Source organism: Marinimicrobium sp. C6131, from assembly GCF_026153455.1.
Lineage (GTDB): Bacteria > Pseudomonadota > Gammaproteobacteria > Pseudomonadales > Cellvibrionaceae > Marinimicrobium.
This window is the reverse complement of the sequence record NZ_CP110629.1, coordinates 2,968,029-2,981,126: the sequence shown is the minus strand read 5'-3', so window position 1 is coordinate 2,981,126 and position 13,098 is coordinate 2,968,029. Positions and strand designations below refer to the sequence as shown.

At 60.3% G+C, this 13,098-nt stretch carries 11 protein-coding genes; 10 read left to right on the top strand and 1 reads right to left on the bottom strand.

The features are described from left to right. Nucleotide 1: 1 nt before the first annotated feature. The 4 genes from recG (at nt 2) to OOT55_RS12810 (ending at nt 5,002) form a co-directional block, all read left to right on the top strand. Nucleotides 2-2,092, top strand: a complete 2,091-nt coding sequence (recG, locus tag OOT55_RS12825) for an ATP-dependent DNA helicase RecG (protein ID WP_265366255.1) — start codon at nt 2-4, stop codon at nt 2,090-2,092. Between the two features lie 227 nt (nt 2,093-2,319). Further along, complete coding sequence (locus tag OOT55_RS12820) at nt 2,320-3,720, top strand: HDOD domain-containing protein (protein WP_265366254.1); 1,401 nt, start codon at nt 2,320-2,322, stop codon at nt 3,718-3,720. 69 nt (nt 3,721-3,789) lie between these two features. Continuing rightward, nucleotides 3,790-4,566 carry a 2-keto-4-pentenoate hydratase gene (locus OOT55_RS12815; RefSeq protein ID WP_265366253.1) on the top strand — a complete coding sequence of 259 codons (777 nt, stop codon included), beginning with the start codon at nt 3,790-3,792 and terminating at the stop codon, nt 4,564-4,566. A 25-nt stretch (nt 4,567-4,591) separates the two neighbouring features. Further along, on the top strand, nt 4,592-5,002 hold the full coding sequence (locus tag OOT55_RS12810) for an acyl-CoA thioesterase (protein ID WP_265366252.1): 411 nt from the start codon (nt 4,592-4,594) through the stop codon (nt 5,000-5,002). 14 nt (nt 5,003-5,016) lie between these two features. Here OOT55_RS12810 and OOT55_RS12805 read toward each other — a convergent pair whose 3' ends face one another. Continuing rightward, nucleotides 5,017-6,279 carry a dicarboxylate/amino acid:cation symporter gene (locus tag OOT55_RS12805; RefSeq protein WP_265366251.1) on the bottom strand — a complete coding sequence of 421 codons (1,263 nt, stop codon included), beginning with the start codon at nt 6,277-6,279 and terminating at the stop codon, nt 5,017-5,019. Nucleotides 6,280-6,447: 168 nt separating this feature from the next. Between OOT55_RS12805 and OOT55_RS12800 the strand changes: the two genes are divergently transcribed. The 6 genes from OOT55_RS12800 (at nt 6,448) to OOT55_RS12775 (ending at nt 13,092) form a co-directional block, all read left to right on the top strand. After that, on the top strand, nt 6,448-7,050 hold the full coding sequence (locus tag OOT55_RS12800; RefSeq protein WP_265366250.1) for a chorismate--pyruvate lyase family protein: 603 nt from the start codon (nt 6,448-6,450) through the stop codon (nt 7,048-7,050). Next, nucleotides 7,047-7,970 (top strand): 4-hydroxybenzoate octaprenyltransferase, encoded by a 924-nt coding sequence (gene ubiA, locus OOT55_RS12795; protein ID WP_265366249.1) that lies wholly within the window; start codon nt 7,047-7,049, stop codon nt 7,968-7,970. Before OOT55_RS12800 ends, ubiA begins: the two co-directional genes overlap by 4 nt. A gap of 136 nt (nt 7,971-8,106) precedes the next feature. After that, nucleotides 8,107-8,802: a phosphate regulon transcriptional regulator PhoB gene (gene phoB, locus OOT55_RS12790; protein WP_024461605.1), complete on the top strand. Its 696-nt coding sequence runs from the start codon at nt 8,107-8,109 to the stop codon at nt 8,800-8,802. Nucleotides 8,803-8,863: 61 nt separating this feature from the next. Continuing rightward, nucleotides 8,864-10,153: a phosphate regulon sensor histidine kinase PhoR gene (gene phoR / locus OOT55_RS12785; RefSeq protein WP_265366248.1), complete on the top strand. Its 1,290-nt coding sequence runs from the start codon at nt 8,864-8,866 to the stop codon at nt 10,151-10,153. Between the two features lie 205 nt (nt 10,154-10,358). Continuing rightward, entirely contained in the window at nt 10,359-11,171 is an 813-nt protein-coding gene (gene mutM, locus OOT55_RS12780; RefSeq protein ID WP_265366247.1) for a bifunctional DNA-formamidopyrimidine glycosylase/DNA-(apurinic or apyrimidinic site) lyase, read from the top strand. Between the two features lie 232 nt (nt 11,172-11,403). Further along, complete coding sequence (locus OOT55_RS12775) at nt 11,404-13,092, top strand: ShlB/FhaC/HecB family hemolysin secretion/activation protein (RefSeq protein WP_265366246.1); 1,689 nt, start codon at nt 11,404-11,406, stop codon at nt 13,090-13,092. Nucleotides 13,093-13,098: the final 6 nt, after the last annotated feature.

Sequence of the window (13,098 nt, the reverse complement as noted above, 5' to 3'; positions counted from 1 at the left end):
CGTGACCAAGGACCCGGCCAACCTGGATCAAGTCTCCGTCACGGCGCTGAAAGGGGTGGGCGGCAAGCTGGCCGAGAAGCTCGGCAAGCTGGGTATCCACACGCTTCAGGATCTGCTGTTCCACCTGCCGTTGCGCTATCTGGACCGCACCCGGGTGACTCCCATCGGCGCCCTGCAACCCAATGTCAATGCGGTGATTGAGGGTGAGATTCGCGCGGTGGATGTGGTCTACGGACGCCGTCGCAGCCTGGTCTGTCGGCTGCAGGATGGTTCGGGCACCACCACCTTGCGCTTCTATCACTTCTCCGGTGCCCAGAAGCAGCGCCTGGCACCGGGCACCCGCCTGCGCTGTTTCGGGGAGAGTCGCCGGGGCGCCTCGGGTCTGGAGTTCTATCACCCGGAGTATGAATTTCTCGACGGTGCCGACGCGGTGACTCTGGATGACCGGCTGACGCCGGTGTATCCCGCCACCGAAGGACTTACCCAGCAGCGTATCCGTGCCCTGGCCAACCAGGCTCTGACCTTTCTCGATCAACACCCGCTGACCGAGCTGTTGCCGGAGGAACTGCGCCGGGAACTGGATCAGGTACCCTTGGCCGATGCGCTGCGCTACCTGCATGCGCCCCCCCGGGAGGCGGATGTGGCGAGGTTGATGGAGGGCACCCACCCTTACCAGCAGCGGCTGGCGTTTGAAGAATTGCTGGCCCACCATCTGAGTCTGTTGGTTCTGCGTCAGCAGACCCAGTCCGAGGGGGCGCCATCGCTCGCCCCGGACCCGGCGTTGCACAAGCGGTTTTTGAGCCAGTTGCCCTTTCAGCTCACGGGCGCGCAGCAGCGGGTCAGCCGTGAGATTGCCGAAGATCTGGTCAAGCCCGTACCCATGTTGCGTCTGGTCCAGGGGGATGTCGGCTCGGGCAAAACCCTGGTGGCGGCCCTGGCGGCGCTGACTGCGGTGGCCAGTGGCTACCAGGCGGCGATCATGGCACCGACGGAAATTCTGGCCGAGCAGCACCGCAACAACTTTGGCGCCTGGCTTGAGCCTTTGGGGATAGAGCTCGGCTGGCTGACCGGACGCCTTACCGTCGCCCGGCGCCGGGAACAACTGGCCCGACTGGCCAGCGGCGAGGCAAAAGTGGTGGTGGGCACCCATGCCCTGTTTCAGGAGGAAGTCGAATTTGCCAACCTGGGGTTGGTCATTATCGATGAACAGCATCGCTTCGGGGTGCATCAACGCCTGGAGCTGCGACAGAAGGGCAGCCACCGCGGGTTGCGCCCGCACCAGTTGATCATGACCGCCACACCCATCCCCCGGACCCTGGCGATGAGTGCCTACGCCGATCTGGACACCTCGGTCATCGATGAGCTGCCCCCGGGCCGTACGCCGGTGACCACGGTCGTGATCAGTGAGCAGCGCCGTCCGGAAGTGATTGAGCGGGTCAGCCGAGCCTGTGAGCAGGGTCGTCAGGCTTACTGGGTATGTACCCTCATCGAAGAATCGGAAACCCTGGCCGCCCAGGCTGCGGAGGCCACGGCGGAGAATCTGGCGGTGGCTCTGCCGCACTTGCGTGTGGGGTTGGTGCACGGTCGACTCAAGGCCAAGGAAAAAGAAGCGGTGATGGCGGCGTTCAAGGCGGCGGAGCTGGATCTGCTGGTGGCCACCACCGTGATCGAGGTGGGCGTGGATGTGCCCAACGCCAGCTTGATGATCATCGAAAATCCCGAGCGACTCGGGCTGGCCCAGTTGCACCAGTTGCGCGGTCGGGTGGGGCGCGGCTCCGAGGCCAGTCACTGCGTTTTGCTGTACGGCTCGCCGCTATCGCGGCAGAGCCGGGAGCGGTTGGGCGTGATGCGGGACTCCAGTGACGGGTTTGTGATCGCCGAGCGGGATCTGGAGCTTCGTGGCCCCGGTGAGGTGTTGGGCACACGGCAGACCGGGGAAATGCAGTTCCGGATAGCGGATCTGCAGCGCGATGCCCATCTGTTGTCGCGGGTCCAGGAAGGTGCCCACGGGCTGATGCATCGCCACCCGGCACTGTGCAATGCCATCATGGATCGTTGGCTGGGGGATAACCGGCGGTATTTTCAGGTGTGAAAAGCCAAACTGTGCACCAGTCGACATCGGCCCGGCGCGCATCGACTAAACTGAATAACTGATAAAGCCCCGTGTGGCGGGCTTCAATAAGCAGAACCTGTGCATAAAACGCTTGAACAAGCGCCCGGCTTCTTACACACTGAACGTCATATTGGAGTCGTAATTTTCGGCGACACTGGCCGACCCAAATCAAGAACGGGCGTCTGTTGAACAAAAAGGAGTCAAACGTGCCGCTACCCACCAGCGTCGAGTCTTTGCTGAACAGCCAAAATATCCACTATGACCTGGCCACCGCGCCGGTGGATGCCAACAACCAACCCCTGTGGCACGACCAGCACCTGCGCAATGTCGGAGCGGCCAAAGCGGTGTTGCTGGAAGATGAAAAAGGCCGCATTCTCGCGGTGATATCCGCCGACACCTTGCTCGATCTGAATGCCGTCAATCGTCAGATGGACCGGGAGTTGCGGGCCACCAATCAGGACGCGGTCCGCCAGTTCTGCGATACCTACAGTCTGCAGTCGGTACCCGCGCTTCCCAAGCTGGCCGGCCTTCCCACGCTGGTGGATAAACAGCTGCTGCGCCGGGAAAGTCTGTTACTCGACTCCGGTGACGACACCCAGTTGCTGCACATCAACCGGGATGATTTTCAGCAGGTTCTGGAAGATGCCATCATCTGTGATATCGCCACACCTCTGGACCCACTGGAAGTGGATATCAGTGCGGAGCGGGATGAGGAACAGATCCTCGGCGCGGTGCGCAACTTTACGCAACTGCGCATCCGGCAGCGCCTGGAAGAAACGTTGGAGTTGCCGCCGTTGTCCGAGACCGCACAGCGGATCATCAACCTGCGCGTGGACCCCAACGCCGACATCAGCGATCTGGCTCAGGTGGTGGAAACCGACCCGAGCCTGGCGGCTCAGGTGGTGAGTTGGGCCGCCTCGCCCTATTATTCCGCACCGGGTAAAATCAAATCCATCCACGATGCCATTGTTCGGGTACTGGGCTTTGATATGGTGCTCAACCTGGCGTTGGGGCTTGCTCTGGGAAGAAGCCTGAGTATCCCCAAAGACGGCCCGGAGGGTTACCTGGGTTACTGGCAGAAGTCGGTGTACATGGCGGCCACCATTGAAGGGCTGGTCACGGCCATTCCCCGGGAGCAACGGCCCACGTTTGGCATGGCTTACCTGTCCGGTCTGTTGCACAACTTCGGATTTCTGATTCTCGCGGAGCTGTTTCCGCCCTACTTCAGTCAGTACTGTCGGATGACGGAAGCCAATCCGCACAGCACTCACCAGCCGATCGAACGGCACCTGTTGGGCGTGACCCGCGAGCAGCTTGCCAGTACTCTCATGTCTCTCTGGTCCATGCCGGAAGAGGTGGTCGTTGCGTTGCGTCACCAGAACAATCCCCGCTATCAGGGCGAGCACCACCAGTACGCCAAACTGATTTATGTGGCCGAGCGGTTGCTGCTTCAGCAGGGCGTAGGGTTGGGGCCGAAACTGGAAATCCCGGCGTCGGTCTTTGCCGACCTGCACCTCGATCCGGACAAGGCCCAGGCCACGGTCATCAATGTGATGGAGTCCCTGGACGATCTGGACCATATTGCTTTACAGCTCAGCCCCCGCTAACCGCCGTCGCCACCATCGTTAGCGCGGGGCCAACCACCAGGGTGGCTCCTTCAGTCGAGAGAAGACGCTATGTTGAACCCGTCAGGGATCGCCAAGGCGGCCCGTATTCTGGCAGAGCGACGTCGCAGTGGTGTTCAGGCGGAACGCCTGCCCAAGGACTGTCGCCCCGAGGATCTCGAGTCTGCCCTCGCCATTCAGGCGGCGGTCACCCGGGATCTGGGGGCACACATCGGTGGCTGGAAATGCCTCGAGCCGCCGCCGGGCCGCCTGGTCGTGGCGCCGATTCATGCGGAGGATATTCACCGGGGCGTTCCGGTTTCCGTGTGGGCACCAGAGGGCTTTGCCCGCATTGAGCCGGAGTTGGCCTTTGTCCTGGGGCGGGATCTGCCGCCGAGGGATTATCCCTACCGGAATAGCGAGGTGGATCAGGCCATCGCCCACACCCATCTTGTGCTCGAACTGATCCACAGCCGTTACGCCGACCCGGCTGAGGTGGCGTTTCCGGAAATGTTGGCGGACGGTCTGCTGAATCAGGGGTTGTTCATTGGTCCGGAAGTGGATCCGGAGCTGGCTCTGGAGGCGAGTGAGTTACCGATCACGCTGCACACCCGTAGTGCCGGCCCCGAGCGTCATCAGGGCCGTCATCCCAATACCCATCCACGCGCCCCGTTGTATTGGCTGGTCGAGTTTTTACGCAGCCGGGGAAAAGGGCTGAAAGCCGGCGAGATCATCATTACCGGTTCTTATGCCGGTGTGCTTGAAGCGCCGATGGAAGAGCCGGTACGGGTTCAGTTCGGTGAGCTGGGCGAGATCAGCGTATCGTTCAAGGCGCGCATTCAGGCGTGATACAAGACCGGAAGTGAACCGCACGATGACAGACACCCTGCCCCCAGAGCCCAATTTTTCCTGTGACATCCCGCTGCGCTGGGGGGATATGGATGCGTTCGGGCATGTCAATAACACGCTGTATCTGCGCTATTGTGAGGAGGCCCGTTTCCAGTGGTTGTCCCGGGCGGGGATCACACTGGCGGCGGACAGTTACCCGGTGGTGGTCACGGTTGGCTGTACCTTTCTGCGCCCGGTGGTCTACCCGGCGACCATCCGCATCGACTGCTATGCGGCGAAGCCAGGCCGGTCCAGCTTTGTGGCCTATTACAAGCTGTACACCACGGACAACCTGGAACAACCGTGCGCCGAAGCCCATTCCAAGGTGGTCTGGGTCGGTGCCGACGGTAAATCCCGCCCGTTGCCCGAGGCCGTTCGGGCGTGGTTTGCGTCCTGACTGGGCATTGAGCTTCAGTCTTCGGCGGACACCGGACGCTCAAACTGCGTGCGATCCAGCAGCTTTTCGCTGTTCGCAACGACCGTCGATACCATCGCATCACCGGTCACATTGACCGCAGTACGCACCATATCCAGCAGCCGGTCCACCCCGATGATCAGTGCGACGCCTTCCACCGGCAGGCCGGCCTGCTGCAACACCATCGCCAGGGTGATCATCCCGACGCCGGGTACCCCGGCGGTCCCGATCGACGCCAGGGTCGCGGTCAGCACCACCATCAGATAACCCATCAGGCCAATATCGATACCGTACACCTGGGCGATAAACGCTGTCGCAACGCCCTGCATGATGGCGGTGCCATCCATATTGATGGTGGCACCCAGCGGCACCGAAAATGAGGCCACCCGGTTGTCCACCCCAAGATCCTGTTCCACCGTACGCAGGGTAACGGGTATGGTCGCATTGCTGGAGGCGGTACTGAAACCGAACACCATCACCGAGCGCATCTTGCGCAGAAAAATCGCCGGATTCAGGCCAGTGAGCAGCTTGAGCAACAGGCTGTAAACCCCCAGCCCCTGTAAGAGCAACACAAACAGCAGGGTAAAAAAGTACAGGGCCAGGTCGGCGATGGCGCTCCAGCCCAGATCGGCAAACAGTTTGGCGAGCAGACAGAAGACACCGTAGGGCGCCAGGTGCATCAGAATCATCACCAGCTTCAGGACCACCGTGTTCAGGTGCCCGAAAAATTCCTGCATGTAGTGGGAGGCTTTGTGCTCACTGCGGGAGATGGCGATGCCGAGCAGCAGGGCAAAGACAATGATCTGCAGCATGTTGCCCTCGGCCATGGCCTCCACCGGGTTACTGGGGAAGATGCCTACCAGGGTGTCTTTCAGGGACGGCTTGTCGGCGACTTCAAACTCCTCGACTTCACCGGGCATGTCAATGCCTTCCCCCGGTTTCACCAGTTGCCCAATGCCCAGGGCGAGGGTAATGGCCACCGCCGTGGTGGCCAGGTAGAGGCCAATGGTCTTGATCGCCAGGGCGCCCATGCGGCTGTGCCCTCCCAGCGCGGCGCTACCGCACACCAGCGAGACGAACACCAGCGGAACCACCAACAGGGTCAGCGAGGCGATAAACACCTGGCCGATGCCGTCGAACAGACCCCGGGCCAGCCAGGCGCGCAGAAAATGATCCTCGGAGGGCGCGATCAGGTGGATCAGTACCCCCGTGCCGACACCGAGAATCATGGCGAGCAGAATGCGTTTGGTCAGGGTCATAGCGGACTCTTATCGGTATAAAGGAAGCGGCCATTAAAGCAATCCCGGCCGGCCGGGTAAAGTCGCCCGCCACCTGCAGGGCTGGGGGAAGCTGTTAGAATAGCCGCCGATGTGAGCTTATGCAGCGCCGGGGTGCAACGGCGACCGCCATGCCATTGGGAGGCATTTTTGACACAGGATATTCCAGTATTGCGGGCCAACCGCCCGGTGGCCGGTGGGTTTGCGCCCGGATCGCAGGCGCCACGGTGGCGTCCGGCCAGCCAGGGGCGACTGGGTACCTGGCCGGCTGCCCTGAGGCCCTGGCTGCGGGATCAGGGCTCTCTGACGGCCAAACTGATGGCTTTCAGTCAGGGGGCGTTCCGGGTCCGCGTGCTGCGCCAGGGGTTGGCCCGGCCGGACGTGTCCGAGCGCCGGTGCCTGGGGGTCGGCCCCGGCCGCTGGGTACTGGTGCGGGAAGTCATCCTGATGGGAAAAGGCGAATCCTGGGTATTTGCCCGCAGCCTGCTGCCCCTGAGCAGCCTCAAGGGGCGATTGCGTCAATTGCGTCAGTTGAACACCCGGCCGCTGGGAGGCTTTCTGTTCCGTCAGCCGGACCTGGAGCGCGAGCCAATGGAAATCAGCCGGCTGATGCCCGGCCAGCGTTATGTGCCACCGTCGTTGCAGCAGGGGCAGACACTCTGGGGGAGACGGTCCGTCTTTCGCCTGGAGGGGCGCCCGCTGCTGGTCAGTGAAGTGTTTTTGCCTGCCTTTGTGGAGCGTGTGAGTCTATGAAACGACCGTCTGCTCAAAAAAACCGCTGCCGTGCCGACCCGAATTCTTCCCGAATCGATTGGCGCGGAAGGCTGTCCGCCTACCTGCGCCTGACCCGACTGAACCGTCCCATCGGCAGTTTTCTGTTGCTCTGGCCTACCCTCTGGGCGCTCTGGTTGGCGGCCGGCGGCGTGCCGGACTGGGATCTGCTGGTCATCTTCGTGCTGGGGGTATTTGTCATGCGCTCGGCCGGTTGTGTGATCAACGACTATGCCGATCGGCATTTCGATGGTCACGTCAAACGGACCAAAGCCCGTCCCATGGCCACCGGCGAAGTCTCGGAACGGGAAGCGCTCACCCTGTTTGTAGCGCTCTGTCTGCTCGCCTTTGTCCTGGTGCTGTTCACCGATGCGTTCACCGTAAAGCTCTCATTGGGCGGGGTCGCCCTGGCGTTCTGCTACCCCTTCATGAAGCGCTACACTCACTTGCCGCAGGTGGTGCTCGGGGCGGCGTTTGCCTGGGCGATTCCCATGGCGTTTGCCGCCCAGCGGGGCAGTCTGGGCACGGATGTCTGGCTGCTGTACACCGCCGTGCTGCTCTGGACGGTGGTGTACGACACCCTCTACGCCATGGTGGACCGGGACGACGACCTCAAGGTGGGCATCAAGTCCACGGCGGTGCTGTTTGGCGATCTGGATCGGGTCATGGTGGCGGTGCTGCAGGGGTTGACCCTGTACGCGCTGGTGATGGTCGGCGGGCGTTTTGAGCTCGGCGTGCCCTATTATCTGGGGCTGGCCGCGGCGGCCGGGCTCTTTGGCTACCATCAGTACCTGATCCGTTTTCGGGAACGGGACCCCTGTTTTCGAGCCTTTCTGAACAACAACTGGGTGGGCTTTGTCATTTTTGCGGGCATCGTGATTGACTTCATGGTGTCACAATAACCCTATTCATTTCCGCTCTGTCATAATTGTGTAACACTGAGTTTATTAAATACGCTGGCGCGAAGGTTGATTTCCAACCTCGGGGCGCCGGCGTCATGCCGCCGTCCCGATCGTTCACTGATGACAGGCAGGTATTATGGCAGGGCGCAGGATTCTCATAGTTGACGACGAAGCCGCCATTCGCGACATGCTCCGGGTGGCCCTGGAGATGGCGGATTACGAGTGTCTCGAAGCCAGTAACGCCCAGGAGGCGCTGGAGCTGATCGTCGACGAGCGGCCCGATCTGGTGCTGCTGGACTGGATGATGCCCGGCACCAGTGGCATAGAGCTGGCCCGCCGGCTCAAACGCGAGGAAGTGACCGCGGAAGTCCCCATCATCATGCTCACCGCCAAGGGTGAGGAAGATAACAAGATTCAGGGGCTGGAAGTCGGCGCGGACGACTACATCACCAAGCCTTTCTCTCCCCGGGAGTTGGTGGCGCGCCTCAAAGCGGTATTGCGCCGGGCCGACCCCCAGGTCAATGGCAATCCGATCCGGGTTCAGGGCCTGTGTCTGGACCCCGCCAGCCACCGGGTCACCATCAACAACCGGCCGGTGGATATTGGCCCGACCGAGTATCGGTTGCTGGAGTTCTTCCTGACTCACCAGGAAAGAGCTTATACTCGCAGCCAGTTGCTCGATCATGTCTGGGGTGGCAATGTCTATGTGGAGGAGCGTACGGTGGATGTCCACATCCGGCGCCTGCGCAAGGCACTGGCCATAGACGACCACGAGAATCTGGTGCAGACCGTACGCGGCACCGGCTACCGGTTTTCGACTCAGGCAGGTTGACCCCTGAACATCCGTTGAATCGCGGGGCCTGTACCTTGGCTCCCTGAAGAGGCCGGTTATTTTGCTGCGTGGTTACAGCGTCGAGGTTCGGCGCCTGCTGATAATCCTTTTTCTGTGCGCCCTGGTCGGCTTCTGGCTGGACCATGTGGTGTGGGCGCTGTTGGCGGGCAGTTTGCTGTACGTCTCCTGGATGGTGTGGCAAATCCGCCGGTTGAACAAGTGGTTGCTGCGTAACAACGATGAGCCACCACCGGAATCGAGCGGTATTTGGGGCGACCTGTTCGACAATATTTACCACCTGCAACGCCGGCAGGTGCAGGAGAAAAACAGTCTGCAAGCGGTCATCAACCGCGTTCAGGAAACCAGCGCAGCGTTGCGCGATGGTGTGATTGTGCTCGACTGGCGCGGCTGCCTGGATTGGTGGAACCCCTCCGCCCAACGGTTGCTCGGTTTTCACAGCAGCGATCAGGGCAAATCCGTCATCAACTTTATCCGCCACCCCAAGTTTGTGAACTACTTTGAAGAGGGCAACTACAGCGAGCCATTGGAAATTCCCTCGCCGCGTTTCACCTCCAAACGTCTGCAGTTTCAGATCACCCGTTTTGGTCGCAACGAACGGCTGATTGTGGTGCGTGATGTGACCCAGTTGCACAAGCTCGAGCAGATGCGCCAGGACTTTGTGGCCAATGTCAGCCACGAACTGCGCACCCCGCTGACCGTCATAAGCGGCTACCTGGAAACCCTGTCGGACAGCGGCGCCGATCTGACGCCGCCGTGGCGGCGGGCACTGGATCAGATGCAGCAGCAATCGAAACGTATGTCGCTGTTGATCAACGACCTGATTACCCTCTCCAAACTGGAAACGACAGAGTCGGGTTACAACCACAAGCCGGTGAAACTGGAACCCCTGCTGCAGGCGATTCGCTCCGAGGCCACCGCGCTCAGTGGAGAGCGAGGGCATGAAATCTCACTGAAATGCGAGTCGCCCGACTTGCTGCTTATGGGCAACGAAAAAGAACTGCACAGCGCCTTCTCCAACCTGGTCACCAATGCCGTGAAATACACCCCGGCCGGTGGCAAGATTGCCATGCGTTTGTGGCAGGCACACCGGCAGATCTTTTTTTCCGTGCAGGATAATGGCCCGGGTTTCGACAGCAAACACATTCCCCACCTGACCCAGCGCTTCTACCGTGTTGAACAGAGTCGCAACAGCGGCACCGGGGGCACCGGCCTCGGCCTGGCCATCGTCAAACACGTCCTGTTGCGTCACGACGGTGAACTACAGATCAGCAGCGAAGTGGGCGTGGGCAGCACCTTCACCTGCATCTTCAGCCAACCCCCCACCGAGTAAACGCCACCGTCCCGTAGGTCGGATCGGTCCGACGCTTCGGAGCGAAGCGTAATCCGACACCCCAGTTGCGTAGGGCGGATAAGGCGTAGCCGCATCCGCCGTCACTCAACCGCAGAGCGCGCACGCCATACCAAAAACCTCCCCCGGTCAACACGACCCCTGAGCATGCTATAGTACCCCGCCCAAACCCAACCCCCAGATTGCTATGCCCGAACTACCCGAAGTCGAAACCACCCGCCGGGGTATTGCTCCCCACATCGAAGGCCGAACCGTTACCGACGTCGCCATCCGTCAGCCCAAGTTGCGTTGGCCAATATCGGAACCACTGGCGTCCGCCATTCAGGGGCAAACACTGCGCGCGGTGAATCGCCGGGGAAAATACCTGCTGCTGGGATTCGACAGTGGCACGGCACTGATTCACTTGGGGATGTCCGGCAGCCTGCGCATCGTAAAACCCGAGGAGCCGCCGCGCTTTCACGATCACTTCGATATTGCGTTTGGCAACCGGGTGTTGCGCTACTGTGATCCGCGCCGGTTTGGTTGCCTGCTCTGGGTAGAATCGGATCCCTACGAGCACAGCCTGTTGGCGAGTCTCGGGCCGGAACCTCTGGATGAAGACTTCACCCCTGAGTATCTGTTCAAACGCAGCCGCAAGCGCTCGGTGCCGATCAAACAGTTCCTGATGGACAGTAAAACGGTGGTGGGGGTGGGAAACATCTACGCCAACGAAGCGCTGTATATGGCGGGCATTAAACCGATCCGAAAAACCTCAACGCTCACCAGGCGGCAGAGCGAGCTCCTGGTGGCCCAAATCCGTTTTGTGTTGCAGCGCTCTATTGATCAGGGCGGCACCACGCTCAGAGACTTCGTCGGCGGTGATGGGCAGCCGGGCTACTTCAAACAGCAGTTGCTGGTGTATGGCCGAGGCGCCGAGCCCTGCAGGCAGTGCGGCAAGGCGCTGAAAGAAATCCGGATGAACAACCGGACAACGGTGTATTGCACTGACTGTCAGCGTTAACCGCTCAATAATGTGAATCCTGTCACACAATAAAAACGGTTGAGTTCACATTTTAGGCGTTATAGCTCGTTGTTATTTCTCCTCCACCCTCAGGAACAGGTAACATCCTGACGATATGTGCGACATATAATCAACTGGACATTAAGGGGTCTGGTTGATTCAGGTAAATCGTAGGAAGCACCAATAATCAAACAGGGCGGGGAGTCGGTCAAAGGTGGTCAGGGACAGTTCTATGCCGTGGGGACGCGCACTCGCGTCGGCAGTCATCATCGCGTTGCTAGGCGGTGTCGGTGGCGAAGTAGCTGCCCAGGAGGGAGCCGTAGATACCTCCAATCGTTTGCAGGAGCTCGAACGTCAACGTCAGGACGCACTGCGAGAGGAGCGTCGCGCCCAGCAACGAGAACACACGTTCACTCCGTTCGAATTACCCGAATCGCCTGAAATGGAGCGTGACTCCGCTGGCGAGGAGTGCTTCCCTGTCGAGGTCGTCCAGCTCAAAGGGGTCACTCGATTCGACCAAGAACAACAGGATCAATGGGCGTCTCCTTACCAGGACCGATGCCTGACCCGAAACGATATCAATCATCTGGTGCGCACCATCACCCAGGCCTACCTGGAAGCGGGCTATGTCACCAGCCGAGCCTACCTGCCTCCCCAGGATCTCTCCGACGGCCTTTTTGTCGTGCAGGTCGTTGAGGGGCGTATCGAGGCGCTTGACGTCCAGGGCGCTGCACAGCGTATAGCGACAACCCTGCTGCCTTCCGCAGAGGGCGACATTCTGAACCTGCGAGCCATTGAGCAGGCGCTTGACCAGATAAACCGTCTGGCCGGTGTTCGCGCGACCGTGGAGTTCGCCCCGGGCGAGCAGGTGGGCGGTACGGTGGTCGTGCTCAAAGTTGATCAGGACCAATGGACCAACGTCGACGTTGGTGTCAATAACAGCGGGCAGGAGTCTACCGGTCGTCGTCAGGGCCTGCTTAACGTCAGCCTGAACAATCTGACCGGCTATGGCGACTACCTGAACCTGAATTACCAGAGAAATATTGAGGGCGACCGCGCAGAACAGTCCAGCGAAAGCGTTGGCTATCACACCTCCATACCCTACGGGTACTGGTTGGTCTCACTCGGTGGTAATCAGTTTGATTACCTGACACTGGTGGAGGGAGCCTCGCGCACTTTCCGTTCCACCGGTGACAGTCAGACGCACCGCTTCACACTGGAGCGGACGCTGCACAGAAGCCAGAGCAGTAAAACCTCGGCAGAGCTTTTGCTGAAGCAGCAGGAAAATAATAACTACCTCGAAGACGTGCGCCTGGACACCAGTAGTGTCAGCTACCGGGCGGCCGAGCTGACGCTTAACCATGAGCGGTACTTTCAACAGGGTGCAACGTTATTGCTGGCGGCTTCTTACGTGAAAGGGTTGGATAACAATCTGTCCGGTGAAGTAAGCAGCTTTTATACCGAGTCGTTCGAAAAACTGAATGTCAATGCCTCTTATTGGTTGCCGGTCCCAATTCCGGGCGGTAGGACTCAATGGAGCAGCCGGCTGAGCGCCCAGTACTCAGACGACTCACTCTACAGTGCCGAGAGTCTCTCATTGGGTAGTCGCTACACCGTAAGGGGCTTTGAGCAAGATGGTGTCAGTGGCGGAAATGGTGGCTACTGGCGCAACGAAATCAGTCAGACCTATTTCCCTTCAACACGCTTTTCGCGCTATTCAGTTTCTCCCTATTTAGGCCTGGATGTGGGGCGAGTGTCGGGTGGTGAAACCCTGGCGGGCGCCACCGTCGGGGTGCGCGCCAGCGGCCGATACATCAATCTGGAGCTGTTCTACAGCGAGCCGGTAAAGGCCCCGGAACGGTTTGAGCGCAAAGACAACCAGGATTTTGGATTTTCAGTGACCATGAAGGCCAGTTGGTAATGGAAG

Excerpts from the sequence above, each read along its gene's own strand:
- ubiA (WP_265366249.1), top strand. The coding sequence starts at position 7,047 with ATGAAACGACCGTCTGCTCAAAAAAACCGCTGCCGTGCCGACCCGAAT.
- OOT55_RS12775 (WP_265366246.1), top strand. The coding sequence starts at position 11,404 with ATGCCGTGGGGACGCGCACTCGCGTCGGCAGTCATCATCGCGTTGCTA.
- OOT55_RS12810 (WP_265366252.1), top strand. The coding sequence starts at position 4,592 with ATGACAGACACCCTGCCCCCAGAGCCCAATTTTTCCTGTGACATCCCG.
- phoB (WP_024461605.1), top strand. The coding sequence starts at position 8,107 with ATGGCAGGGCGCAGGATTCTCATAGTTGACGACGAAGCCGCCATTCGC.
- OOT55_RS12815 (WP_265366253.1), top strand. The coding sequence starts at position 3,790 with ATGTTGAACCCGTCAGGGATCGCCAAGGCGGCCCGTATTCTGGCAGAG.
- mutM (WP_265366247.1), top strand. The coding sequence starts at position 10,359 with ATGCCCGAACTACCCGAAGTCGAAACCACCCGCCGGGGTATTGCTCCC.
- OOT55_RS12805 (WP_265366251.1), bottom strand. The coding sequence starts at position 6,279 with ATGACCCTGACCAAACGCATTCTGCTCGCCATGATTCTCGGTGTCGGC.